Source organism: Mycobacterium sp. IEC1808 (assembly GCF_002101935.1).
In the GTDB taxonomy this organism is placed as follows: domain Bacteria; phylum Actinomycetota; class Actinomycetes; order Mycobacteriales; family Mycobacteriaceae; genus Mycobacterium.
In genome coordinates, this window is sequence record NZ_LQPV01000012.1 from 1 (window position 1) to 25,436 (window position 25,436).

The following is a 25,436-nucleotide window of genomic DNA, read 5'->3' on the forward strand; positions in this document are numbered from 1 at the left end:
CGGCCGCCGCGACCGGGGGCCGGGTGGGCCGGCCGTTGAGGGTGGGGCGCTTGCGCTCGTCGGGCAGGTCGATCTCGCCCAGCCCCATCTTGTTCTGCAGGCGCCGGGCCCAGCGCGGGGCCCACCAGCAGTCGTCGCCGAGCAGCTTCATCACCGACGGCACCAGGAACATGCGGACCACGGTGGCGTCCAGCAACAGCGCCGCCATCAGCCCGAACGCCAGGTACTTCATCAGCACCAGATCGGAGAACACGAACGACGCGGCGACCACGGCGAGGACCAGCGCGGCGGCCGTGATCAGACGTCCTGTGGTCGCGGTGCCGATCCGGATCGCCTCGGCGGTGGACATGCCGCGCTCGCGGGCCTCGACCATTCGGGACACCAGGAACACCTCGTAGTCGGTGGCCAGGCCGAAACCGACCGCGACGACCAGCGCGATCAGCACCACCATCAGCGGCGTCGGAGTGAAGTTCAGCCACGTCGAGAAGTGCCCGTCGACGAAGATCCAGGTCAGGATGCCCAGCGTGGACCCGAGCGTCAGCGCGCTCATCACCACCGCCTTGATCGGCAACACCACCGATCCGAACGCGAGGAACATCAGCAAGGTGGTGGCGCTGAGCAACAGCGCCAGCATCAACGGGGCCTTGTCGAACAGGCTGTGGATGCTGTCCTGCTCGAGCGCGGGCGTGCCGCCAACCAGGAGGGTGAGGCCCTTCGGCGGGTTAATGGACCGCAGTTCGTCGATCTTCTTGGCGGCGTCATTGCGGTTGGACAACCCGTTCTGAATGACGCGCACCGAGTCGTTCTTGGGCTGCGTCGTGCCGTTCGGGCCGTTGACGCAGGGGTTGCCCGCGATGGCCGGGCACGGCCGCTCCTCCCACGATTTGTCGGTGAACCCGGTGATCGGCGCGATCCTGTTGCGGATGTCGGCCACCTGTTGGTCGGTGACCTTGCTGCCGTTGTTGCTCTTGATCACGACGGTCAGTTGCTCGGTGCGGTAGCCCGGGAACAGCTTGTCGAAGTGCTCCTGCGCCTGCCGCACGGGGTTGTTGGGCGGCAGGTACTTCTCGCTCATGCCGCCGAACGACAGGTTGCCGAGCGGGATGACGAGCAGGATCATGCCGACGGCGATGGGAACGGCGAACGCCAGCGGCCGCTTCATCACGAAGTTGACCAGCTTGCCCCAGAAGCCGGCCTCGACCTCCTCGCGGGTCTTGGTCTTCTGCAGCCGGTCGGCGAGCCAGTTGAGGTAGGCGCGCGACACCTTCCAGTTCCGCAGGAAGGGCACCCGGAACGCGGTCCGCACACCCAGCGCGTCGACGTGGCGGCCGAGGATGCCCAGGCAGGCCGGCAGCAACGTGATCGAGAGCAGCGCCGCCAGTCCGACCGCGGCGAAGATCGCATAGACCAGCGAATGCACGAAGCCCTGCGGCAACACGAGCAGGCTGGCGCTCGAGGCGATGATGAGCACCGCCGAGAAGGTGACGGTGCGGCCGGCCGTCATGACGGTGCGTCGCACCGCGGCCTCGGTGTCGTAGCCCTCGGCGATCTCCTCCCGGAACCGGCTCACCACGAAAAGCCCGTAGTCGATGGCGATACCGAGGCCGATCAGCGAGACCACCGGCTGGGCGAAGTAGTGCACCGGCCCGAACATGGCGACGAACCGCAGGATGCCCGTTGCGCCCGCGATGCTCAGGCCGCCCACGATGACCGGCAGGCCGGCGGCGATCGCGCCGCCGAACACCAGGAACAGCACCACTGTCACCAGCGGCAGGGCGAGGACCTCCATCCGTCGCTGGTCGGTGGCGATGGTGCCGGTCAGGGCGTTCGCGATGGGCTCCAGGCCAGCGAGTTGGACGGTGCCGCCGTCGAGCTTCTGCAGGTCCGGCGCGATGGTCTTGTAGTTGTTGAGGATGGAGTCGTCGTCGTCGCCCTTGAGCGGGATGGACACGAAGGTGTGCTTCTTGTCCTCGGTCGCCATCCCCTTGATCAGCGGGGGCGCGTCGGCGGGATTGGCGACGGCCAGCCAGCCCGCCCAGCCGACGACCTGGTTGGGGTGGTCGTTCTTGAACTTGTTCAGCTCGTCGACGATCTTCTGGTGCCACGCCGGGTCCTCGACGGTCTTGCCGTCGGGGGCGGTGAAGGTGGCGACGATGTGGCTGGTGCGGTCGCGGCCATAGGTCTGGTCACCCAGGACGGAGGCCTTGACGGACTGGCTGCCGTCGTCGTAAAAGCCGCTCTGCGTAACGTGTTTGCCCAGGCTCATCCCGAAAATGCCGCCGCCGAGGCAAAGAGCCACCATGACCCCGATGACGATGTACCGATAGCGGTACACAGTTCGTCCCCACCAGGCGAACACCTAAGCTCCTTACTGGATCAGTAGTGACCCGCGGATTGAGTTCCCAGTCTCACACACGCGTGGTCAAAAGGGCGGACAGCGGCCGGAACGGCTGCAGCCATGCTCCATGGTCAGGCAGCGAATCCAGACCGATCCGCGGCAACGGCTCCCGGAACACACCGGCGATGTCTTCCAGGTCGACGAAGTCCAAGGTATCCGACGCTAGCGCCCAACTCGCGTGTTCGCGAAATCCGATCACTTGGACGGGAACCCCGGTGCGCGCGATTTCTTCCAGCGGCTGACGGAAGGCCTGGCCGTCGGCGGAGGCCACTACCAGCGCCGCAAGCCCCTCGGAATGCCGCCGTGCGATGTGCGCCAGCATGTCGTGGTCGACGTCGCTGTCCTCGTCGATCTTCGGCTTGGCGAAGACCGCGAACCCCACGTTGCGCAACGCGTCGACCCAGGGCCGGACGACGTCGGCGCTGCCGGGGGCGATGTTGGTGAACACCGTGGCCTCGGGTTCGATGACGACGCCGGGGCGGCCCGAGCTGACCTCCGCGGTTCGCGCCAAGAGCCAGCGACCCAGGGCGTCGAATCGGGGGCGCTCCAGGGCCGTCGGGCGCCGCCCCAATATGGAGCCCAGGCCCATGTCGAGGTTGGGAGCGTCCCAGACCAGCAGCACCCGCCCGGCCGGCGGTTGGAAGCTGTTCAGGCCCTCGGCCGACAGAACCGCCGGTGCTTCGAGCGCTTCCGATGCCGTCGCCTCTTCTGTCAGGCTCATCTCCATCGCCTGCCTACTCATCGCCTAAGCCAGATGAATTCGTTCACCGCGCTGCCCGCTTTTTGGGCCTTGGACTCGTACTTGGTGGTGGGGCGCACGACCGAGATCGGCAGCCGGCTTCCCTCCTCGGCGCGACGAAGCCGGGGTTCGCCATCGCCGGCCTCGGCGATCTGCTCGGCGTAGCCGGGATGGTCCGTCGCGGCGTGCAGAACACCACCAGGGAGTAACCGGTCGGCGATCAGGCCAATCGTGCTCGGTTGCAGGAACCGGCGCTTGTGGTGCCGGGCCTTGGGCCAGGGATCGGGAAAGAAGACGCGGACGCCGGTCAGCGAACCCGGGGCGATCAGGCGGTCCAGCACGTCGATCGCGTTCCCGCGGATCAACCGGATGTTGCCGACCTGCTCGCGGTCGATCGCGGACAGCAGCTGCGCCAGGCCCCGGCGGTAGATCTCCACCGCGATCACGTCGACGCCGGGCTCGGCCTGGGCCATCGCGAGGGTGGATATGCCGCTGCCGCAGCCGATTTCGAGCACCACCGGCGCCCCGCGGCCGAACCAGGCGCGGGTGTCCAGCGGCTCGGGCGGCTGGGGAACCCCGGCGGGCGCGGACCCGACCGAGATGCCCAGTTGCGGCCACAGCCGCTCCCAGGTGCGGCGCTGGGCCTCCGAAAGCGCGGAACGGCGCGACCGGAAACTGGTGGCGGGGAGGCGGCGATGTTCGGGAACAGGCGGTTCTCCAGTCACATCTTTAGTTTCCGGGCCAGCCTCCACTGCCGCCGGCGCGTCGGGACACGTCCCGACCCCGGGTTGCGCATGCATTTGTCCATGGTGGCCCATGAACCCCCGATGTAGCCGCCCGTGGTCCAGATTGATACCCAACAGTTGCCTTCTGCTGCTAGCGGTGGCTCGCATCTCGCTGACGCAGATGCCACCATTCGGTGAGACCCGGCTGGCCGTTCGGCAAACGGACGCCCATGGGATCGAACGGCTAGGACAGATGACGGGACACGGGCACAGACTTTTCGTCGACGAGCTGGCGCGCTTTGCCGCCGGCCGTGCCGACCCGCGCGTGACTGCGATCACGGAACGGGCCGGCGCCCCGCTGCGCGTGGCCGTGGGCGGTCGACGCGGCGTCGGTTGCCGCACCGTGGCGCGCGCCCTGGACCTCGCCGGAGCCGGGCGCGGGATCGCCGCGACCGCGGGGACGTCGGCGGGGGCCGACGTGGTGGTATACGTCACGGCCGAAGTGATCAAGCCCGAGGACGCCGAGGCCGTCGCCGCCGCCGCGCGCCCCGTGTTGGCCGTGCTGAACAAGGCCGACCTCGCCGGCTCGCTGTCCGGGCGGGGCGGCGACGGGCCGATCGCGGCGGCGCGCCAACGCTGCGCCCGTCTCGCCGCGCTGCTCGGGCACCCGATCGAGCCGATGATCGGGCTGTTCGCCGTCGCCGCGCTCGACGGCCTGGACGACGAGTTGTGGGCGGCGCTGCGGGTCCTCGCCGCCGATCCCGCCGGCGCGGGCTGCCTCGACGGCTCGTTCGCCGGGTTCCTGGCGGCGGAAAATCCGGTGCCGACCGCCGTCCGGCTGCGCCTGCTCGACACCCTGGACCTGTTCGGCACGGCCCTGGGCATCGCCGCGGCCCGCCGGGGCAGGACGCCGGCACAGGCGCGGGCCCTGCTGCGCCGGCTGAGCGGCGTCGACGCCGTTTTGGACAAGGTCGCGGTGATCGGCGCGCAGGTGCGCTACCAGCGGGTGCTGCGGGCCGTCGCGGAATTGGAGGCCCTGGCCGTCGCCGCCGGCCGGGACGGCGAGGCGATCAGCAACTTTTTGGCCAGCGACGACACGGTGGTCGCCCGGATGGCGGCCGCGGTTGACCTGGCCGAGGCTGCCGGGCACGACCCCGGCTCCGACGTTCCTGACGATCCCGCGGCCCAGCTACCCCGGGCGGTGCGCTGGCAGCGCTACAGCCTTGGCAGGCTGGGACCGGTGAGTGATCTGCAGCGCGCCTGCGGCGCGGACATCGCCCGGGGATCGCTGCGGCTGTGGTCGCAGGCCTGCGGGCCGCTGCCCGGGGAGCCACGGTGAGCGGCGACGACCTGGCCGCCGAGGTGGACGCGCTGGTGGCGGCGATCGGGCCCCGGCTGGATTCGCCCGGGATCAACCGCCGCGACGTGGTGTTGGTGACCGGGCCGTGGCTGGCCGGCGTCACCGCCGTGGTTTCGGCGCTGCGCGAACGGCTGCCGCAGCACAAGTTCGTCGAGTCGGCGGACCTGGGACCCGGCGACGCGCCGATCGCGCTGGTGTTCGTCGTCTCCGCGGCGGCGCAGTTGACCGGATCGGACTGCGCGCTGCTGGATGCCGCCGCCGAGCACACCGACGTGGTCGTTGGCGTGGTGTCCAAGACCGACGTGCACCTCAACTGGCGCCACGTCCTCGCCGCCAACCGCGACACCCTGGCCGCCCACGCGCCGCGCTACGCCCGGGTGCCCTGGGTCGGCGCGGCCGCCCTGCCCGACCTGGGCGACCCGAGCGTCGACGACCTGGTGCGGACCGTCGACGAGCAACTCGCCGATCCCGACATTCCGCGGCGAAACCGGTTGCGCGCCTGGGAATCCCGGCTGCAGACCGTCGCGCGGCGCATCGACCGCGACGCCGAGGGCGCCGGGCGGCGGGCGCGGGTCGACGCGTTGCGCGAGGAGCGCAGCGGGGCCCTGCGGCAGCGCCGGCAGGCGAAAACCGAGCGCACCATCACGCTGCGCGGCCAGATTCAGCAGGCTCGCGTCCAGCTGTCCTACTTCGCGCGCAACCGGTGCTCGTCGGTCCGCACGGAGCTGCAAGAGGACGCCGCCGGTATGTCGAGGCGGAAGATGGCCGGCTTCTGTGACTACGCGCGCGGCCGCGTCGACGAGGTGGTGGCCGAGGTGAGCGAGGGAATAAGCACCCACCTCGACGAGGTCGCGCAGGTGTTGGGGGTGCCGGTGGCCCTGCCCGGTGTCGAGAAGCTGCCGACGGTCGAGGTCCCGCCCGCGCCGCTGAAATCGCGGCGGCACGAAACCTGGCTGATGATGCTGCTGGGCGCCGGCTTCGGGCTGGGGGTGGCGCTGACGCTCAGCCGACTGGTCGGCGGGCTGGCCTCCCGGCTGAGCCCCGCGCTGGCCGCCGCGGGCGCGGTGGCATGCGTCGCCATCGGGGTGGCGGTCACGTTCGTGGTCGTCCACATCCGCGGCCTGCTGCGCGACCGGGCGCTGCTGGACCGCTGGGCGGGCGACGTCACGTCGTCGCTGCAGTCGACGGTGGAGGAGCTGGTGGCGACCCGGGTGCTGGTCGCCGAGTCGCTGCTGAGCACCGCGCTGGTGTCCCGCGACGAGGCGGAGAACGCGCAGGTGGCCGACCAGGTCAGCGCCATCGACAGCGAACTGCGCGAGCACGCGATCGCGGCGGCGCGGGCGGCCGCGGTGCGCGACCGGGAGATGCCGACCATCCAGGCTGCGCTGGACGCGGTGCGTGCAGAACTCGGACAACCGGGTATACCCCAACCCGAGAGCGACACCGATGAAACGGCTTCAAGGAGCGACAATGGCGACGACGGGTGACGTTTGGCCCTGTTTCTGAATCGTTGTTGTGAGAAGGCTTATACCCGCCCGAGACCTCCTCGACAAGTGGCTCACGATAACCTGTAGTTAACGCCACCATGTAAACAGTTGTGTGGGCGAGGGCATAGCAAGGCAACTCAAATACGAGCCGAGTAAGCAGGCAGAAGAATCCAGGAGACTTCGATGACTTCAGCGACCATCCCCGGTTTGGACACCGCGCCCACCAAGCACCAAGGGCTGCTGTCCTGGGTGGAGGAGGTCGCCGAGCTCACCCAGCCCGACCGGGTGGTCTTCGCTGACGGTTCTGACGAGGAGTGGCAGCGGCTCACCGACCAGCTCGTCGAGGCCGGCACCTTCAAGCGGCTTAACCCCAAGGAGTACCCCAACTCCTTCCTGGCGCTGTCCGACCCGTCCGACGTGGCGCGCGTCGAGTCCCGGACCTTCATCTGCTCCGAGCGGCAGATCGACGCCGGCCCGACCAACAACTGGATGGACCCCGCGGAGATGCGGTCCACCCTCAAGGACTTGTACCGCGGCTGCATGCGCGGCCGCACCATGTATGTGGTGCCGTTCTGCATGGGCCCGCTCGGTGCCGACGACCCCAAGCTGGGCGTGGAGATCACCGACTCCGAATACGTCGTCGTCTCGATGAAGGTGATGACCCGGATGGGCAAGGCGGCCCTGGAGAAGATGGGCGACGACGGCTTTTTCGTCAAGGCGCTGCACTCGGTCGGGGCCCCGCTCGAGCCCGGTCAAAAGGACGTGCCGTGGCCGTGCAACGAGACCAAGTACATCACCCACTTCCCCGAGACCCGCGAGATCATGAGCTACGGCTCCGGCTACGGCGGCAACGCCCTGCTGGGCAAGAAGTGCTACTCGCTGCGCATTGCCTCGGCCATGGCCCACGACGAGGGCTGGCTCGCCGAGCACATGCTGATCCTCAAGCTGATCTCCCCGGAGAACAAGGCCTACTACTTCGCCGCGGCGTTCCCGTCGGCGTGCGGCAAGACCAACCTGGCCATGCTGCAGCCGACGATCCCGGGCTGGCGCGCCGAGACGCTCGGCGACGACATCGCCTGGATGCGGTTCGGCAAGGACGGCCGGCTGTACGCCGTCAACCCCGAGTTCGGCTTCTTCGGCGTCGCGCCGGGCACCAACTGGAAGTCCAACCCCAACGCGATGCGCACCATCGCCGCGGGCAACACCGTGTTCACCAACGTCGCGCTGACCGACGACGACGAGGTTTGGTGGGAAGGCCTAGAGGGCGACCCGCAGCACCTGATCGACTGGAAGGGCAACGACTGGTATTTCCGCGAGACGGAAACCACTGCGGCCCACCCGAATTCGCGTTACTGCACGCCGATGTCGCAGTGCCCCATCCTGGCGCCGGAGTGGGACGACCCGCAGGGCGTGCCGATCTCGGGCATCCTGTTCGGCGCGCGCCGCAAGACCACGGTGCCGCTGGTGACCGAGGCCCGCGACTGGCAGCACGGCGTTTTCATGGGCGCGACCATGGGCAGCGAGCAGACCGCCGCCGCCGAGGGCAAGGTCGGCACCGTGCGCCGCGACCCGATGGCCATGCTGCCGTTCCTGGGCTACCACGTCGGCGACTACTTCCAGCACTGGTTGGACCTGGGCAAGAACTCCGACGAGTCCAAGCTGCCGAAGGTGTTCTTCGTCAACTGGTTCCGCCGCGGTGAGAAGGGCGAGTTCCTGTGGCCGGGCTTCGGCGAGAACAGCCGCGTGCTGAAGTGGATCGTCGACCGCATCGAGCACCGGGCCGGCGGCCAGGACACCCCGATCGGCATCGTGCCGACCGCCGAGGACCTCGACCTCGAGGGGCTCGACGCGGACAGCGAAGAGGTCGCGCAGGCGCTGGCCGTCAACGCCGACGAGTGGCGCCAGGAACTGCCGCTGATCGAGGAGTGGTTCGAGTTCGTCGGCGACAAGCTGCCGACCGGCGTAAAGGACGAGTTCGAGGCGCTCAAGCAGCGGCTCGCCGAGGCCTAAACTTCCGCGAACTGGGGGCACCTCCCGCTTGCGGGGGAACGTAAAAGCCCCCGTTCCGCCGCCGGAATTGGGGGCTTTTACGTCTGCTGGGCACCCGTGAACTGCCGGCGCAGCGATTTCGGCAGATACACCGCGCCCGCTCCGGCGCCGGCCGCCAGGTCGCCCGGGTTGGACATGGCGCAGCGCTGCAATGACAGGCAGCCGCAGCCGATGCAGGAGTCGAGGTTGTCGCGCAGCGCGATCAGCCCGGCGATCTGGTCGTCGAGGCGGGCGCGCCAGGTCTTGGACAGCCGGGTCCAGTCGGCGCGGGTGGGGGTGCGGCCGTCGGGGAGGGTGGCCAGCGCGTCGGCGACCTCTTCCAGGCTCAGCCCGACGTTGCGGGCGGCCTTGATGAAGGCCAGGCGGCGCAGCATCTGCCGTTCGAAGCGGCGCTGATTGCCCGACGTCCGGGTCGCCGTGATGAGACCCTGGCTTTCGTAGAAACGGATCGCCGAGGCGGCGAAGCCGCTGCGGCGGGCGATCTCGCTGACGGTGAACAGATCACGCTTGTCCATTGCGGCCTTTCCGGATTGAGGACTTGACTTAAAGTTTACTTCAACTATCAGTATGGGCCGTATGACTCAATCGCAACACAGTCCCGTCGCCATCGTCACCGGCGCCTCTCGCGGATTCGGCAGGGCGCTGACCGCCGCCCTGCTCGACCGGGGGTGGACCGTCGTCGCTGATGCCCGCCGCGCCCACGAACTCAAAGCCACTGCAGCCGAACTGAATTCGGAGCGATTCATCGGATTGCCCGGCGACGTCACGGACTCGTCGCACCGTGACGCCCTGATCGCCGCCGCGCTGGACGCCGGTCCCGTTGGCCTGCTGGTGAACAACGCCAGCCGGCTGGGGCCCAGCCCGCAGCCCGTGCTCGCCGACTACCCGGAGAGCGACTTGCGGGAGGTGTACGAGACCAACGTGTTCGCCCCGCTGGCGCTGGCCCGGGCGGCGCTGCCGGCGCTCGCCGACAACGCGGGGGTGATCGTCAACCTGTCGTCCGACGCCGCCGTCGAGCCGTATGCCGGCTGGGGCGGATACGGCTCGTCGAAGGCCGCGCTTGATCAGCTGTCGGCCGTCCTGGCGGCCGAGGTGGCGGCGGTTCGCGTGTACGCCTTCGACCCGGGCGACATGCGGACCGAGATGCACCAGGCCGCCTTTCCCGGTGAGGACATCTCCGATCGCGCCGAACCGGAGGCCGTCGTGCCCGCGTTGCTGCGCCTGCTGGACACCCGGCCGCCGGGGGGTCGTTACCGGGCGGCGGAGCTGTTGGCCGGTGCGCTGTCATGATCCACTTCCAGCGTCCCCCGGGCTCCGACGCCAGCGAGCCGCCCGAAGCCCGCGGCCTGGCCCGCGATGCGGTCCGGCTGCTGGTCGCCCGTCCGGGGCGGGTCAGCCACGCCCGCTTCGCCGACCTCGGTGACCACCTGCGACCCGGCGACCTCCTGGTGGTGAACAACTCCGCCACGCTGCCCGCCGCGGTCGACGGCCGCCGCGCGGGGCGGGACATCACCGTGCACTTCTCGACGCCGCGCGCCGACAAGGAGTGGGTGGTGGAACTGCGGCCCGCGACCGACGCCGCCGGGCCCCTCACCGATGTGCGGCCCGGCGAACGTGTCGACCTGCCCGGCGGGGCGGCGCTCGTCATCGGCTCGTCGTATCCCGAACCCGGCGTCGAGGGCGCCCGGCTGTGGACCGCGCGGGTGATCCTCGAGGGCGACCTGGGGGCCTACCTCGCGCGGCACGGGCGGCCGATCCGGTATGCGTACGTGCCGCGAGAGTGGCCGCTGCGTTACTACCAGACCGTGTTCGCGCGGTCCGCCGGCAGCGCCGAAATGCCCAGCGCTGCAAGACCGTTCAGCACCGAACTGGTCACCGCTCTGGTCTCCGCCGGGATTGGGATCGCGCCGATCACCCTGCACGCCGGGGTGTCGTCGGCCGAGGCCGGCGAGCCGCCGACTCCCGAGCTGTTCGAGGTGCCGGCGCCCACCGCGCGGCTGGTGAACTCGGCGCGCGCGGCGGGCAACCGGGTGATCGCCGTCGGCACGACGGTGACCCGGGCGCTGGAGTCGGCCGCGGACCCGGCCGGCGTGGTTCGGCCGGCCGTCGGCTGGACCGACCTGGTGCTCGGCCCCCAGCGCCCGTGCCGGGTGGTCGACGGTCTGGTCACCGGGTGGCATGACGCCGGCGCCTCGCACCTGCTGCTGCTCGAGGCCGTCGCGGGCCCCGACCTTGTCGCCGCGGCCTACCGGGAGGCAGTCGCGCGCGGTTATCTGTGGCACGAATTCGGGGACAGCGCGCTCCTGCTGCCCGCATGACACGTGTCAAACCGGGCGTCGTACAGTCGGCGCATGCAGATTCGCCAGCATGTCGGCGCCGACAAGCCCGCCGTGATCCTCTACCCGTCCGGGACGGTCGTCACCTTCGATGAACTGGAAGCCCGCGCGAACCGATTGGCGCATCGGTTCCGCCAGGCCGGCCTGCGCGAGGGGGACACCGTCGCGATCCTGATGGAGAACAACCAGCACATCCACGCGGTGATGTGGGCGGCGCGCCGCAGCGGTTTGTATTACGTGCCGATCAACACCCACCTGACCGCGGCCGAGGGCGCCTACATCGTCGACAACAGCAACGCCAAGGCGATCATCGGTTCGGCGGCGCTGCGCGACACGCTCGTGCAGTTGGGCGACCATCTGCCGGCGCTGCCCGAGCTGCTGATGATCGCCGACGGAGAACTGCCGGGCTGGGAGCGCTACCCCGAATGCGTTGCGAACCAACCGGACACCCCGATCGACGACGAGATCGAGGGCGACCTATTGCAGTACTCGTCGGGCACGACCGGGCGGCCCAAGGGGATCAAACGCGAACTGCCGCATGTGCCGCCCGCCGAGGCGCCCGGCATGATGTCGGCGCTGGTCGAGTTCTGGATGACCCCCGACTCGATCTATCTGAGCCCGGCCCCGCTGTACCACACCGCGCCGTCGGTGTGGTCGATGAGCGCGCAGGCCGGCGGCATCACCACGGTCGTGCTGGAGAAGTTCGACGCCGAGGGCACGTTGGACGCCATCCAGCGCCACCGGGTCACCCATGGCCAGTTCGTGCCGGCCATGTTCACCCGTATGCTGAAACTTCCTGCGGCCGTTCGTGATTCGTACGACCTGTCCAGCCTGCAGCGGGTGATGCACGCCGCCGCTCCGTGCCCGGTCGAGATCAAAAAGCAGATGATCGACTGGTGGGGGCCGATCATCGACGAGTATTACGCCTCCTCCGAGGCGATCGGGTCGACGTTGATCAGCGCCGAGGAATGGCTGGCGCACCCGGGTTCGGTGGGCAGGCCCATGGCGTGCCAGATCCACATCCTCGGCGAGGACGGCACCGAGCTGCCGCCGGGCCAGCCCGGCGAGATCTACTTCGAGGGCGGGTTTTCCTTCCAGTACCTCAACGACCCGACTAAAACCGCCGCCTCGCGCGACGCGCACGGCTGGGCAACCGTCGGCGACATCGGCTACGTCGACGAGGAGGGCTACCTCTACCTCACGGATCGACGGCACCACATGATCATCTCCGGCGGGGTCAACATCTACCCGCAGGAGACGGAAAACCTGCTGGTGACCCATCCGAAGGTGTTGGACGCCGCGGTGTTTGGCGTTCCCGACGACGAGATGGGCCAGCGCGTCATGGCGGCGGTGCAGACCGTCGACCCGGCCGACGCCACCGATCAGTTCGCCGACGAGCTGTCCGCCTGGCTGCGGGACCGCCTGGCGCACTACAAATGTCCGCGCTCGATCGCCTTCGAGGCGCAGCTGCCGCGCACTGACACCGGAAAGCTCTATAAGAACGGGCTGATCGAGAAGTACTCGGTGTGACCCTGCGCGTCGTCGATCTGAACGGGCCGCCGAAGCCCGACGACGATGTGTTGCCCGGCGTCCGGGTCGCCGTGGGGCCGATCGCGGACGCCGCCGAATCATGGCTCGATCGCGCCACTTTCACGCTGACCGAAGAAGCGTGTGACGATCGCAGGGTCGTCGTCGTCGACTCGGTGCCCGACGCCCTGGCCGAGCTCACCGAGCGCTGTGAACGGTGGCCGCACGCCAGCGCGGTGTGCGACGACGTGCTGCGCGCCCTCGACCCCGCGGGCCCGACGCTGGCCGGGGTGGTGACCGAATCGCTGGCCTACTCCACGCTGCAGGCCGGCCCGGAGTTCGCGCGATGGCTGGCCGAACGCGGCCCGGCAAGCATGCCCGATATCGCCGAGCCGGTGCTGGCCCGGCGCGACGGCGACACCTTGCGGATCACGTTCAACCGCCCGCAACGCCACAACGCGTTTTCCACCGATGCGCGCGCCGCGCTGCTCGAGGCGCTGACCGTCGCGCTGCTCGATCCGTCGGTGACCGGGATCGTGTTGAGCGGCAACGGTCTATCGTTCGGCAGCGGCGGGGACCTCGCGGAATTCGGCACCTTCGCCGACCCGGCGAGCGCGCACCTGGCCCGCACCCGGCATAGCCCCGCGCTGGCGCTCGATGCGTTGACCGCGCGGCTGGGCCGGGCGTGCCGCGCCCGGGTGCACGGTCGGGTGATGGGCAGCGGACTGGAGATGGCGGCGTTCTGCGGATGGGTTGAGGCGCACGACGATTCGGTGTTCGGGCTACCCGAATTGAGCCTCGGGCTGATCCCGGGTGCCGGCGGAACCGTCAGCATCCCACGGCGGATCGGGCGCTGGCGCACCGCGTACCTGGTGCTGTCCGGCCGGACGATCGGCGCCGACACCGCCCGGGAGTGGGGGCTGGTGGACGCGACTTACGTTGGGGCCCAAGGCCTCACATAGCCGGCCTTAAAAGCGGGCTCAGAAGCCCGAATACGTGGTGGTGGTCGTGGACGGGAGGTTCGAGACGGCGACCGCGAAGACAAAGGCGTACAGGATGCCGATGATGACGTACGCGGCCACGCCCGCGATGGCGCCGATGATGGCCCACTTCTTCGCGCTGTCGGCGGCGGATTGCGCCTCGGCGTAGCGGCCCTGGGTCCACAGCCCGGAGACCTTGGTGGAGTACACGATCGAAACGATCCCGAACGGCAGGCAGCACAGCACCGTAACCAGGATCGCCCAGACGAGGTAGTTGTCCGGCTCGCGCTGGGCCGGCCAACCCGGTTGCGGGGCCGGGTATCCCGATTGCGGGGCCGGGTATCCCGATTGCGGTGCCGGGTATCCCGGGGGCGGTGGCTGGCCCTGCCAAGCCGGCGGCTGCTGGCCCTGCCACTCTGGGGAACCTTCGTAAGGCCCTGGGGGATAGCTCATGGCAGCTGCCTCTCTTTGCTGGCGCCGAAGTCAGGCAAATATACAGCAAACCCGGTCGTCAATCAGGGAGGTTCGCGTCAGATCCCGCCCCGGGCAACGAGCTGCGCCGCGATCACGTTGCGCTGAATCTCGTTGGTGCCCTCGCCGACGATCATCAGCGGGGCGTCGCGGAAGTAGCGTTCGACATCGTACTCGGTGGAGTAGCCGTAGCCGCCGTGGATGCGCAGGGCGTTCAGCGCGATCTCCATCGCCGTCTCGGAAGCGAACAGCTTGGCCATCCCCGCCTCCATGTCGGCGCGTTCGCCGCTGTCGTAGCGCTCGGCGGCGTAGCGGGTCAGCTGGCGCGCAGCCGTGAGCTTGGTCGCCATGTCCGCCAGGTAGTTACCGATCGACTGATGCTTCCAGATCGGGCGCCCGAAACTCTCCCGCTGCTGCGCGTAGGCCAGCGCGTCCTCGAGTGCCGCCGTCGCCACGCCCAGGGCGCGGGCGGCCACCTGGATGCGGCCCGTCTCGAGCCCCTTCATCATTTGCGTGAATCCCTCGCCGACCCGGCCGCCCAGCACCGCAGACGCCGGTGCGCGGAAGTCGGCGAACGACAATTCGCACGACTCGACGCCCTTGTAGCCCAGCTTGGGCAGGTCCCGTGAGACCGTCATGCCCGGTCCGTGCTCGACGAGCACGATCGAGATGCCCTTGTGGCGCGGCGTGGCGTTCGGGTCGGTCTTGCACAGCAGCGCGATCAGCCCGGACCGGCGCGCGTTCGAAATCCACGTCTTGGAACCGTTGATGACCAGAGTGCCGGTGCCGTCCTGGACAGCAGTCGTCGTCATGTTCTGCAGGTCCGAGCCGCCGCCCGGCTCGGTCAGCGCCATGGTGGCGCGCAACTCGCCGGTGGCCATCGGCGGCAGGTAGGCGCGTTTCTGCTCCTCGGTGCCGAACAGCGTCAGCAGCTTGGCCACCACGGTGTGCCCGCCCATCGCGCCGGCCAGGCTCATCCAGCCGCGGGCCAGCTCCTCGGTGATGCGCACATAGCAGGGTGTCGACACCGGTGAGCCGCCATATTCCTCGGGGATGGCCAGGCCGTAGATGCCGATCCGTTTCATCTGGTCGATCCACGCCTCGGGATAGGTGTTGTCGTGCTCGATCTCGCGGACGGCGGGTTTGACCTCGCGGTCGATGAACGCCCGCACGGTGGCGACCAGCATTTCTTCTTCCTCGTTCAGCTCACTGCTCACCTGTGCCATATTGGCCCCGTGACTTATGCGCAGGTGCGGGAGGGCGGCCCCTACTTCGACGATCTCTCGGTCGGCCAGGTCTTCGACTGGGCGCCGGCGATGACGCTCTCGGCGGGGATGGCCGCCGCGCATCAGGCGATCGTGGGGGACCGGTTGCGCCTGGCCTGCGACGCGGTGCTGAGCACAGCCGTGACCGGCGTGCCGGGACCGCTGGCGCACCCGGCGCTGGTCTGCGACGTCGCGATCGGCCAGTCGACGCTGGCCACCCAGCGGGTCAAGGCCAACCTGTTCTATCGCGGGCTGGTGTTTCACCGGTTCCCCGTCGTCGGCGACACCATCTACACCCGCACCGAAGTGGTTGGGCTGCGGGCTAATTCGCCAAAGCCTGGCCGGGCGCCGACCGGGATGGCGGCGCTGCGGATGATCACGATCGATCAGGCCGACCGGCTGGTCCTCGACTTCTACCGGTGCGGCATGCTCCCGGCCAGCCCGGGCTGGAATTCCGAGAACGCGCCCGTCGACGATCTGTCGGCCGTCGGCGTCGATGTGCCCGGCCCGGCCCACGACCCGACCGCGCACTGGGATGCCGACGTCTTCCGAAACAAGGTGCCGGGCCCGCATTTTGACCCCGGCCTGGCGGGCACGGTGCTGCGCAGCACCGGCGACGTGGTCAGCGGCGCGCCCGAGCTCGCCCGGCTCACCCTGAACGTCGCTGCCACACACCACGATTCGCGGGTCGGCGGGCAACGGCTGGTGTACGGCGGCCACACCATCGGGCTGGCCCTCGCGCAGGCCACCAGGCTGCTGCCCAACCTGGCGGCGGTCCTGGGCTGGCAGTCCTGCGATCACACCGGCCCGGTGCACGAGGGTGACACCCTGTACAGCGAACTGCACGTCGAGACCGCCCGCCCGACCGAGCGTGGCGGGGTCCTTGGGCTGCGATCTGTGGTCTACGCGGTGGGCGAGCCCGACCGGCCGGTGTTGGACTGGCGGTTTGACGCGCTGCATTTCTGAGTCGCACGCGCAAGCCGCGCGCACAATGGTGGGCGTGAGTTCGGCTTCGTCAAGCTGGGGCAGCAGCGGGCTGGCCAGCCTGACCGGTCTGCCCGACGGGCCGCCCGACTTCTCCCGCGCGAACGTGCTGGCCCGCGCCGAGGAGGTGGCCACGGGCATCCGTCGCCGAACGGGCGTCCCCGTCGACCCGGCCGCGCTGCTGGCCGGGCGGGCCGCCCTGCTCGGCTTGACCCGCCGCGGCCGGGTGTCGGCGGGCGGCGCCACCCGGTTGCTGCCGACCGCCGACGGCTGGTGCGCGATCACGCTGTCGCGTCCCGACGACGTCGCCGCCGTCCCCGCGCTGCTGGAGACGCAGGGACCGGCGGCCGATCCGTGGCCGGCGCTGCAGCGCTGGGCCGCAACGCGTCCGGTGTCCGCGGTCGTCGAACGGGCGGGGCTGCTCGACATTCCCGCGGCCGCGCTGGGTGAGGCCGCCGCCGCGTCGCCGCGGGTGCTGCACCTGGGCTTCCGGTCGCAACCGCGTGAGTTGGCCGGCCTGCTGGTGGTCGATCTGTCCTCGATGTGGGCGGGACCGCTGTGCGGGCAGCTGCTGGCGTGCGGCGGGGCCACCGTCGTCAAGGTCGAAAGCCCGCGCCGCCCGGACGGCACCCGCGGCGGTGACCGCGCCTTCTACGACTGGATGAACGGTGAAAAGCTGTCTTACTGTGTCGATTTCGATGAGCAGGCGGACGACCTGCGCGAATTGCTCGCCGTCGCCGACATCGTGATCGAGGGCTCGCGGCCCGCGGCGCTGGCGCGGCGGGGGCTCGGGCCGGACGACTTCGCCCCGCGAACCGGCCGAATCTGGTTGCGCATCAGCGGATATGACGACGCACGGCCGGCGTTCGGCGACGACGCCGCCGTGGCCGGCGGCCTGGTGGGCAGCGCCGGCCCGGGTTCCCAAGAGCCGGTGTTCTGCGGCGACGCCATCGCCGACCCGCTGACCGGGTTGGAGGCGGCCCTCGCGGTGCTCGAATCGCTGGGCCGGGGCGGCGGGGAGTTGATCCACGTGTCGATGGCCGCGGTCGCCGCCACCCATGCGGCGTTACCGACCGAGGAGTCGGCCGCACCGTACCCGGCGCCGCCACCGCGGGCACCGGCGGTGCGCGGCGCGGCGGCCGAGCTGGGTGCCCACAACGCCGCCGTGCGCCGCATGGTCTCCGAAAGGCGTTGCCCGTCATGTTGATTCGTCGCGCCACGTTGCTGGACGGCAGAACGGTCGACATTCGCGTCGGCGCGCAGATCGAGGAGGTGGGTGAGGGCCTGGTCGCCGGCGAGGGGGAGGGCGTGCTCTACGCCGGCGGCGGAACCGTCCTGCCCGGGCTGCACGATCACCACGTGCACCTGCGCTCGGCTGCGTCGGCGCTGGATTCGTTCTTCGTCGGCCCGCCCGGCGTCAGCACCAAAGCCCAGCTGACCCAACTACTTTCGAACGCGACACCGGGTCCGGACGGGTGGATTCGCGCCGTGGGCTATCACGAGTCCGTCGCCGGCGAGCTGGACCGCACGGCCCTCGACGCCGTCGTGCGCAACGTTCCGGTGCGCATCCAGCACCGTAGCGGGGCGCTGTGGATCCTGAACTCCGAGGCGCTGGGCCGGGTCGGCCTGCCCGACCACCCCGACGGCCGCCTGCGCAGCGCGGACCGCGGCTGGTCGGACGCTCTGCAGCAGCGCGAAACCGACCTGGCCGAACTCAGCCGCAGGATTACCGCGACCGGTGTCACCGGGGTCACCGACGCCACCCCCGACCTGGGCGCCGACGACATGGTCGCGCTGTTGGTGGCGCACCGCCGCGGCGAGTTCCGGCCGCGGCCCAGCTTCCTGGCGCCGGGCAAGAAGATCCTGCACGACGACCGCCTGGACCTGGACGCCCTGACGGCCTGGATCGCCGACCGGCACGGCGAGGGCCACCCGGTCGCCGTCCATTGCGTCACGGCGGCCCAACTGGTGGTCACGATCGCGGCCCTGCGCGCGGCCGGTAGCCATCCGCAGGATCGCATCGAGCACGCCGCGGTGGTGCCGGACGACAACCTGGCCGACCTGGCCGACCTCGGCGTAACCGTCGTCACCCAGCCCAACTTCGTCGCCGAGCGCGGCGATCAGTATCTCGCCGACGTGCCTGCCGCCGAGCATCCCCAGTTGTGGCGGGTGGCGTCCCTGCTCGACGCGGCCGTGCCGGTGGCGCTGTCCACCGACATGCCCTTCGGCCACGGGGACCCCTGGACGGCGATGCGGGCCGCGGTGTACCGCACCACACCCAGCGGCGCCGTCCTCAACGGGAACGAATGTGTCTCGGCGCTAACCGCTTTGACGATGTTTCTGGGCCGCCCCGATTGCCCGGGCCGGCCGCGGTCGGTCGAAGCCGGCCAGCCGGGGGACCTCTGCGTGCTGACCGAGCCGCCGGCGACGGCGCTGGCCGAACTGGACGCCGGCATGGTGGCGGCCACCGTCGTCGGCGGCGAGCTCGTCTTCTTTGCGATGTAACCCGCGCTCAGCCCGCCGGGACCAGCGCGGCGCGCAAGCTCTCGCACTGGCTGTCGAAAAATCGTTGCGATACTGGGGCTTTGTGTGCCACCACGTCGAACCCGTGGAACGCGCCCGGAATCACCTCGACGTGACAGGGCACCCCGGCGTCGGTCAGGCGCTGGGCGTAGGCCAGGTCCTCGTCGTGAAACAGGTCGTGCGTGCCGACCCCGATCCACGCCGGCGGCAACCCGCTCAGGTCGTCGCGGCGGCCCGGCACGGCGACCCGCGGGTCGGCGTCGCCGAGGTAGGCGGTCCAGCCGAACCGGTTACTGCGCGTGCTCCACAGGCGGTGGTTCGGGCTCGGGTCGCCGGCCGAACTTCGGTCGTCCAGCATCGGGTACACCAACACCTGGAACACCGGGCTCACCTCGCCGCGGTCCCGGGCCAGCAGCGCCAGCGCGGCCGCGAGGCCGCCGCCCGCACTGGCGCCGGCGATCGCGACCCGGTGGCGGTCCACGGCGGGCAGGCCGGCGAGCCAGGTGAGCGCCGAATAGCAGTCCTCCAGCGCAGCGGGATACGGATGTTCGGGCGCCAGGCGGTATTCCACCGACGCGACCGTCATGCCCAGCCTCTTGCTGAACCGGCGGCACAGCCGGTCGTCCTGCTGGGCGTTGCCGATCACGTACCCGCCGCCGTGGATCCACAGCAACGCGGGAGAAGGTTCCGTCGCACCCGCGGGCCGGAACAGCCGGATCCCGGCCCCCGAACCGAGGGTGATTACCTCGACATCCGACGGGTCGGGTTTGCGCCGGCGCTCGCTCAGCCCTCCCAGGACCCGCATGATCGGCAGGGTGCGGGGACCGATCAGATGCCGCGGGGCGAGGTGGGCGGTGCGGCGCAGGTCTGGGTGAACGTCGTCGTTCGGCACCGGCCCAGTATCGCCGAAGCGACCGTGTCGGCGTACCCGGGGCCGTGAGCGCGCGGTAGTCGTCCGGACAATCCGGGGAAATACCTCCGAAACACACGCGACGTAACTTCGGGCTATAGGCGCCGATCGGGAGGCGACATGGGGGATACATCCAGCCGAGCCGGCCAAATGCTTGCCGGCTCACCAGTCAAACGGTGATCACCGATGGCGGCTGCGCCGACGAAAACTCATTGCCCGTACTGTTCGTTGCAGTGCGGGATCACGCTCGACCCGTCCGGGGGACCCTCCAAGCCGCCCGTGCTTGCGCCACAACGCGACTTTCCCACTAATCGCGGCGGATTGTGCGCGAAAGGCTGGACCGCGGCCGAGCTGCTCGGTCACCCGGAACGGCTGACCCGACCGCTGATTCGCGACGGGCGCGACGCCCCGCTGCGCGAGGCGACCTGGAACGAGGCACTGGAACGGATCGTCGCGGCCTTCCAGAAGACGCAACGGGATCACGGCCCCGACGCGGTCGGATGTTTCGGCGGCGGCGGCCTGACCAACGAAAAGGCCTACCAGCTCGGCAAGTTCGCGCGGGTCGCGCTGCGCACCTCGGCGATCGACTACAACGGCCGGTTCTGCATGTCCTCGGCGGCCGCGGCGTCGAACCGGTCGTTCGGTATTGACCGTGGGTTGCCCTTCCCGCTCGCCGATATTGCCGGTGCAGATGTCATCCTCCTCGTCGGCGGCAACCCCGCCGAAACGATGCCCCCGGCGATGCAATATTTCGATGCGGGCCGCGCCCGCGGCGCCAAGCACATCGTCGTCGACCCGCGCCGCACCGCCACCGCCGGTCGCGCCGACCTTCACCTGCAGCCCGTCCCCGGAACCGATCTGGCCCTGGCCAACGGAATGCTCAATGTCATTGCCCGCGAGGGGCTGATCGACCACGAATATGTCGCCGAGCGGACCACCGGATTCGAGGCGGTGCGCCGCGCGGTGCGGCTGTACTGGCCCGATCGGGTGGAACGGATCACCGGCGTGCCCGAGAACGACATCGTGGCAGCGGCGCGGATGCTGGCCGGTGCCAATCGGGCGATGATCCTGACCGCGCGTGGGGCCGAGCAACACAGCTCGGGCACCGACACGGTCCAGGCTTTCATCAATCTCGCCCTGGCGCTGGGATTGCCGGGCCGCCCGTACAGCGGATTCGCGACGATCACGGGCCAGGGCAATGGCCAAGGCGGCCGTGAACACGGGCAAAAATGTGACCAGTTGCCCGGCTACCGCCGGCTCGATGACCCCGTCGCGCGCGCCCACGTCGCGCGGGTATGGGGTGTCAACCCGGCCGACCTGCCATCGTCCGGGCAGTCGGCCTACGAGATGCTCAGCGGCATCGGCGCTCCGGCTGGGGTTCGCGCGTTGTGGGTGCTGGCCTCCAACATCGTTGTCTCGGCACCCAATTCGCTGCACGTTGCCGACAGACTGAGGAAGCTCGACTTCCTGGTGGTGTCCGACATCTTCCTGTCCGAGACCGCGGCGCTGGCGGATGTGGTGTTACCCACGACGCAGTGGGCCGAAGAGTCGGGGACCATGACCAACCTGGAGGGCCGGGTGATCTTGCGTCGCGCGGCTCTGACGCCGCCCGACGAGGCGCGCAGCGACCTCGACGTGATGGCCGATCTGGCGAAGCGCCTAGGGGTACACGGATTCTCGGCTGAGCCGCAGGAGGTCTTCGGGGAGCTGACTCGCGCGAGCCAGGGCGGAAAGGCCGACTACTGGGGTATCAGCTACGAACGGATCGCCTCCGACAACGGCGTGTTCTGGCCCTGCCCGTCGCCGTTGTACCCCGACACCCCGCGGCTGTTCGTCGAGGACTTCCCGACACAAGACCGCCGGGCCCGCTTTTATCCCGTCGAGCAACGCGGCGCCGCCGAGGCCCCGGATGACGAATTCCCGTACTACCTCACCACCGGCCGGGTGTTGAGTCAGTACCAATCCGGGGCCCAAACGCGCAGGGTCGCACAGCTTGCCGAGGCCGAGCCCGAGCCGGTGGTCGAGATGCACCCGACATTGGGCAGTCGGGTCGGCATCGGCAGCGGCGGCAAGGTGCGGCTGCGGACGCGCCGGGGCGAGGTTGTGATGACGGCGCGGCTAAACGACGGCATTCGCCCGGACACCGTGTTCGCGCCCTTCCACTGGGGCGGCGCGGCGGGCATCAACCGGCTGACCAACCCGGCGCTCGACCCGCATTCGCGGATGCCCTCGTTCAAAGTCTGCGCGGTCTCGGTGTCCAACGCCGAAGTATTCGATACACCGGAAGGAGATGAGACATGAGTGATGGCAGCACCCCTCGATTCCTGCAGGGAGCGTTCACCTTCGACGGCAAGGGGTACGAGTCGCCGTCCCTCCTGGACGCGTCGCTGCGCTACGTCGTGCCGGCCGGGGCGATCACCCAGCCGGTCTACTTCCGCGGCGGCAACAGCACCGACGAGCTGGTCACCATCGTGCTGATGCGCGACGGCGCGCCGATGCGCTACTTCCCCATCGGGGCCAAGGACGCCGTGCACGTGCCGCTTCGGGTCGTCGAAGACCTGATCGTCGACACCGTCGTCGAGGTGTTCGTCGCAGCCCCCGACGGGCTGAGCGGCACCGTTTTCGTCGACATCGGCCTCGTCGAAATCTAGAGCGCGACAGGGGGAGTCATGACGACACTGGCCCAACCCGAAACCAACGGCCACCGCCCCGCCGCCCTGGCCAGCCTGGTGGTGGTCGGTAATGGCATGGCCGGCGCGCGTGCGCTGGAGGAGATCCTCGCGCGCGGCGGCGCAGAGCGCTTCGCCATCACCGTGTTCGGGGACGAGCCCTACGGCAACTACAACCGGATCCTGCTGTCCAACGTGCTAGCCGGTTCCGATGATGCCGGGGAGATCTACCTCAACCCGCTGGACTGGTACGCCGAGAACAACATCGACCTGCGAGCCGGGGTGCGGGTGGTGCGCATCGATCCGTTCGCGCACCTGGTTCACGCCGACGACGGCACGACGGTGCGCTATGACAAGCTGCTCCTGGCCACCGGCAGCCGGGCGTTCTTCCCGCCGGTCGACGGCATCTGGCAAGACGACAAGACGCTGGCGCCGGGCGTGTTCGGGTTCCGGACGATCGACGATTGCCGCGCGATGATCCGGTTCGCCGAAGGGCGAAGCAGGGCAGCGGTTATCGGCGGTGGGCTGCTCGGCCTGGAGGCCGCGCGGGGCCTGCAGAACCGGGGGCTGCGGGTCGGCGTCGTGCAGGGCGGCCCCGCGTTGATGAACGCCCAGCTCGACGATCAGGGCAGCGCCATCCTGCGGCGCCTGGTGGAGGCGCTGGGCATTGAGGTGCACACCGGCAAGCGGACGGTGAGGATGCTGACCGAAGGCGGCCTGCCGTCGGCCATCGAATTCGACGACGGCAGCACGCTGCCGTGCGACATGCTGGTGATGGCCGCCGGCATCCGGCCCAACGTCGGGCTGGCCATGCGCGCCGGCCTGACCGTGGAACGCGCCATCGTCGTCGACGACCACATGCGCTCGATCGATGACGACGACATCTACGTCGTGGGCGAGTGCGCGCAGCACCGGGGACAGGTCTACGGCCTGGTCGCGCCGCTGTGGGAACAGGCCGGCGTGCTGGCCGACCATTTGACCGGCACCAATCCCAATGCGGCATACCACGGTTCACGCACCGCCACCAAGCTCAAGGTCGCCGGCGTCGATGTGGCGGCGATGGGGGTGAAGACGCCCGAACGCGACGACGACGAATTTGTCCAGTACTCCGAACCCAGGCGCGGGGTGTACAAGACCGTGGTGGTGCGCGACGACAAGCTGATCGGCGCCACGCTGGTCGGCGACGTCAGCAAGGTGGCGTTCCTGATGCAGGCCTTCGACCGCCGGCTTCCGCTGCCGCCCGAGCGGGTCTCGCTGATGTTCGACCTCGGCACCCCGGACGCGGCCACGGGCGCCGCGGAATTGGCGGACGATGCCCAGGTGTGCAACTGCAATGGGGTGAGCAAGGCCGCGATCGTCCGCTGCGTCAAGGACGGCCAGGCCTCGGTCGAAGGCGTCATGTCGGCGACCCGCGCGGGCAAGGGCTGCGGGTCGTGCAAGGGCCTGGTCGCCCAGGTCGTCGAGTGGGCTGCCTCGGAGACCGGGGCCACGGTTTCCCAAGGCGCAGAGGCCAATTGGTACGTGCCGGGCATCCCCTATGAAAAGCCGGAGCTGATGAGCAAGATCCGCGAACTCGAGCTGCACTCGGTGGCCTCGGTGTTCGCCGCCCTGGCGCCGGAGGGTCGTGAGGACGCCGGCTCGAAGATGGCGCTGGCGTCGCTGCTGCACATGATGTGGGGCGACGAGTTCGTCGACGAACATGACGGCCGGTTCATCAACGACCGCGTGCACGCCAACATCCAGCGCGACGGCACCTTTTCGGTGGTGCCGCAGCTCAAGGGCGGCGTGACGAACTCCGAGCAATTGCGCAAGATCGCCGACGTGGCCGACAAGTACCAGATCCCGATGATCAAGCTCACCGGCGGCCAACGCATCGATCTGCTCGGGGTGCGCAAGGAGGACCTGCCGTCGGTGTGGGCCGACCTCGGGATGCCGTCGGGGTACGCGTACGGCAAGAGCTTCCGGACCGTGAAAACCTGTGTGGGAAGCGACTTCTGCCGCTACGGTCTGGGCGAATCGACGGCATTGGGGATCGCGATCGAGGAGCGTTTCCAGGGCATCCCCAGTCCGGCCAAGATGAAGTTGGCGGTGACCGGGTGCCCGCGCAACTGCGCCGAGGCGCTGTGCAAGGACCTGGGCGTCGTCGCTATCGACGGCGGGCAATGGCAGATCTACGTCGGCGGGGCCGCCGGCGCGCACGTCCGCAAGGGCGACCTGCTGGCGACCGTCGACACCCCGGGAGAGGTCATCGCGCTCACGGGCCGGTTCCTGCAGTACTACCGGGAGAACGCGGGCTGGCTCGAACGCACGTACACGTTCGTGCCGCGACTGGGCATCGAACGGATCCGGCAGGTGGTGGTAGAGGACAGCGACGGGATCGGCGCCGACCTCGACGCGCGCATGCAGAAATCGGTCGATTCCTACCGCGACCCGTGGAGCGAGAGCCGAAACTCTCCCGCGCCCAACCAGTTCCGGTCGTCCCTCCCGCTGATCCCGCTGCCACAGGTGCCGGTGCGATGACCGAGGTGACGTTGGGCGACGTGGACGACATCCCGGTGGGTGGGGGCCGCGCGTACGCGGTGGAGGGCCGACAGATCGCCGTCTTCCGGCTGCGCGACGGCTCGCTGCGGGCGATCGACGCCGTGTGCCCGCACCGCGGGGGCCCGCTGGCCGACGGGCTCAGCGACGCCCGGGTCGTCATCTGCCCACTGCACGGCTTTACCTACGACCTCGCCACGGGGGAGGAGGTCGGCAACGGCGGTGCGGGGGTCACGGCGTATCCCGTGCGCGCCGACGACGCCGGAACCATCCACCTGCGCATGGACGGCGTCCCCGCCCGGCCACCGCAGTGCAGCGCGCCGGGCACACGACTCTAGATTCGGCACCCATCCGAGCGATCCTCGGCACCGAATAACCCGCGTGAACCATTCGGCCCGGTCGATGGGGCGGTCCCGTGTGCGCGCGGTTAGCCGACCGAGGATCGGGGTATCGATCCGGTTGATCGAAACGCTGG

At 69.6% G+C, this 25,436-nt stretch carries 21 protein-coding genes; 14 read left to right on the plus strand and 7 right to left on the minus strand.

Translation table 11 applies throughout. From position 1 onward, the window contains the following. The 3 genes from AWB92_RS07990 to trmB all read right to left on the minus strand — a co-directional run. Positions 1 to 2,359, minus strand: a 2,359-nt coding sequence (locus AWB92_RS07990; RefSeq protein WP_085184868.1) for an MMPL family transporter, incomplete at its 3' end; no start/stop codon positions are given. Positions 2,360 to 2,408: 49 nt separating this feature from the next. After that, positions 2,409 to 3,119 (minus strand): NYN domain-containing protein, encoded by a 711-nt coding sequence (locus AWB92_RS07995; RefSeq protein ID WP_068184171.1) that lies wholly within the window; start codon positions 3,117 to 3,119, stop codon positions 2,409 to 2,411. 17 nt (positions 3,120 to 3,136) lie between these two features. Beyond that, entirely contained in the window at positions 3,137 to 3,955 is an 819-nt protein-coding gene (gene trmB, locus AWB92_RS08000) for a tRNA (guanosine(46)-N7)-methyltransferase TrmB (RefSeq protein ID WP_085184847.1), read from the minus strand. 160 nt (positions 3,956 to 4,115) lie between these two features. On the opposite strand from trmB, the gene AWB92_RS08005 reads away from it, so the two are divergent. The 3 genes from AWB92_RS08005 (at position 4,116) to AWB92_RS08015 (ending at position 8,719) form a co-directional block, all read left to right on the plus strand. Continuing rightward, positions 4,116 to 5,201: a hypothetical protein gene (locus AWB92_RS08005; protein ID WP_085184870.1), complete on the plus strand. Its 1,086-nt coding sequence runs from the start codon at positions 4,116 to 4,118 to the stop codon at positions 5,199 to 5,201. After that, complete coding sequence (locus AWB92_RS08010; RefSeq protein ID WP_085184869.1) at positions 5,198 to 6,709, plus strand: hypothetical protein; 1,512 nt, start codon at positions 5,198 to 5,200, stop codon at positions 6,707 to 6,709. The genes AWB92_RS08005 and AWB92_RS08010 overlap by 4 nt, the downstream gene beginning before the upstream one ends. A 183-nt stretch (positions 6,710 to 6,892) precedes the next feature. Next, positions 6,893 to 8,719 carry a phosphoenolpyruvate carboxykinase (GTP) gene (locus AWB92_RS08015; RefSeq protein WP_085184848.1) on the plus strand — a complete coding sequence of 609 codons (1,827 nt, stop codon included), beginning with the start codon at positions 6,893 to 6,895 and terminating at the stop codon, positions 8,717 to 8,719. Positions 8,720 to 8,796: 77 nt separating this feature from the next. Here AWB92_RS08015 and soxR read toward each other — a convergent pair whose 3' ends face one another. Next, positions 8,797 to 9,273: a redox-sensitive transcriptional activator SoxR gene (gene soxR / locus AWB92_RS08020; protein ID WP_085184849.1), complete on the minus strand. Its 477-nt coding sequence runs from the start codon at positions 9,271 to 9,273 to the stop codon at positions 8,797 to 8,799. Between the two features lie 61 nt (positions 9,274 to 9,334). On the opposite strand from soxR, the gene AWB92_RS08025 reads away from it, so the two are divergent. The 4 genes from AWB92_RS08025 to AWB92_RS08040 are packed head-to-tail and all read left to right on the plus strand — an operon-like array spanning position 9,335 to position 13,583. Continuing rightward, positions 9,335 to 10,048 (plus strand): SDR family NAD(P)-dependent oxidoreductase, encoded by a 714-nt coding sequence (locus AWB92_RS08025; RefSeq protein WP_085184850.1) that lies wholly within the window; start codon positions 9,335 to 9,337, stop codon positions 10,046 to 10,048. Beyond that, positions 10,045 to 11,076: an S-adenosylmethionine:tRNA ribosyltransferase-isomerase gene (locus AWB92_RS08030; RefSeq protein WP_085184851.1), complete on the plus strand. Its 1,032-nt coding sequence runs from the start codon at positions 10,045 to 10,047 to the stop codon at positions 11,074 to 11,076. Before AWB92_RS08025 ends, AWB92_RS08030 begins: the two co-directional genes overlap by 4 nt. A 33-nt stretch (positions 11,077 to 11,109) precedes the next feature. After that, a complete protein-coding gene (gene fadD4, locus AWB92_RS08035) occupies positions 11,110 to 12,624 on the plus strand; it encodes a fatty-acid--CoA ligase FadD4 (RefSeq protein WP_085184852.1) in 1,515 nt (504 codons plus the stop codon). A 2-nt stretch (positions 12,625 to 12,626) separates the two neighbouring features. Beyond that, positions 12,627 to 13,583 (plus strand): enoyl-CoA hydratase/isomerase family protein, encoded by a 957-nt coding sequence (locus tag AWB92_RS08040; protein ID WP_085184871.1) that lies wholly within the window; start codon positions 12,627 to 12,629, stop codon positions 13,581 to 13,583. 18 nt (positions 13,584 to 13,601) lie between these two features. Here AWB92_RS08040 and AWB92_RS08045 read toward each other — a convergent pair whose 3' ends face one another. Together AWB92_RS08045 and AWB92_RS08050 are read right to left on the minus strand one after the other, a co-directional pair. Then, positions 13,602 to 14,054 (minus strand): CD225/dispanin family protein, encoded by a 453-nt coding sequence (locus AWB92_RS08045; RefSeq protein WP_085184853.1) that lies wholly within the window; start codon positions 14,052 to 14,054, stop codon positions 13,602 to 13,604. Between the two features lie 77 nt (positions 14,055 to 14,131). Continuing rightward, positions 14,132 to 15,298: an acyl-CoA dehydrogenase family protein gene (locus tag AWB92_RS08050; protein WP_085184872.1), complete on the minus strand. Its 1,167-nt coding sequence runs from the start codon at positions 15,296 to 15,298 to the stop codon at positions 14,132 to 14,134. Positions 15,299 to 15,388: 90 nt separating this feature from the next. Between AWB92_RS08050 and AWB92_RS08055 the strand changes: the two genes are divergently transcribed. From AWB92_RS08055 to AWB92_RS08065, 3 genes are read left to right on the plus strand one after another with little or no spacing between them, the layout of a single operon-like run. Next, entirely contained in the window at positions 15,389 to 16,303 is a 915-nt protein-coding gene (locus AWB92_RS08055) for an acyl dehydratase (RefSeq protein WP_241523400.1), read from the plus strand. Between the two features lie 25 nt (positions 16,304 to 16,328). After that, positions 16,329 to 17,528, plus strand: a complete 1,200-nt coding sequence (locus AWB92_RS08060) for a CoA transferase (RefSeq protein WP_085184854.1) — start codon at positions 16,329 to 16,331, stop codon at positions 17,526 to 17,528. After that, entirely contained in the window at positions 17,522 to 18,826 is a 1,305-nt protein-coding gene (locus tag AWB92_RS08065; RefSeq protein ID WP_085184855.1) for an amidohydrolase family protein, read from the plus strand. The genes AWB92_RS08060 and AWB92_RS08065 overlap by 7 nt, the downstream gene beginning before the upstream one ends. Positions 18,827 to 18,833: 7 nt before the next feature. Here AWB92_RS08065 and AWB92_RS08070 read toward each other — a convergent pair whose 3' ends face one another. Next, the gene (locus AWB92_RS08070; RefSeq protein WP_085184856.1) at positions 18,834 to 19,736 is read right to left on the minus strand and encodes an alpha/beta hydrolase; all 903 of its coding nucleotides are present in this window, start codon (positions 19,734 to 19,736) and stop codon (positions 18,834 to 18,836) included. Between the two features lie 204 nt (positions 19,737 to 19,940). On the opposite strand from AWB92_RS08070, the gene AWB92_RS08075 reads away from it, so the two are divergent. The 4 genes from AWB92_RS08075 to AWB92_RS08085 are packed head-to-tail and all read left to right on the plus strand — an operon-like array spanning position 19,941 to position 25,299. Beyond that, positions 19,941 to 22,055, plus strand: a complete 2,115-nt coding sequence (locus AWB92_RS08075) for a molybdopterin oxidoreductase family protein (RefSeq protein ID WP_173817378.1) — start codon at positions 19,941 to 19,943, stop codon at positions 22,053 to 22,055. Beyond that, complete coding sequence (locus tag AWB92_RS30020) at positions 22,052 to 22,405, plus strand: molybdopterin oxidoreductase (RefSeq protein ID WP_067160846.1); 354 nt, start codon at positions 22,052 to 22,054, stop codon at positions 22,403 to 22,405. The genes AWB92_RS08075 and AWB92_RS30020 overlap by 4 nt, the downstream gene beginning before the upstream one ends. A gap of 18 nt (positions 22,406 to 22,423) precedes the next feature. Next, positions 22,424 to 24,943, plus strand: coding sequence for a nitrite reductase large subunit NirB (gene nirB, locus AWB92_RS08080; RefSeq protein ID WP_085184857.1), 2,520 nt, complete (start codon positions 22,424 to 22,426; stop codon positions 24,941 to 24,943). Next, positions 24,940 to 25,299 carry a Rieske 2Fe-2S domain-containing protein gene (locus tag AWB92_RS08085; RefSeq protein WP_085184858.1) on the plus strand — a complete coding sequence of 120 codons (360 nt, stop codon included), beginning with the start codon at positions 24,940 to 24,942 and terminating at the stop codon, positions 25,297 to 25,299. Before nirB ends, AWB92_RS08085 begins: the two co-directional genes overlap by 4 nt. Positions 25,300 to 25,436: the final 137 nt, after the last annotated feature.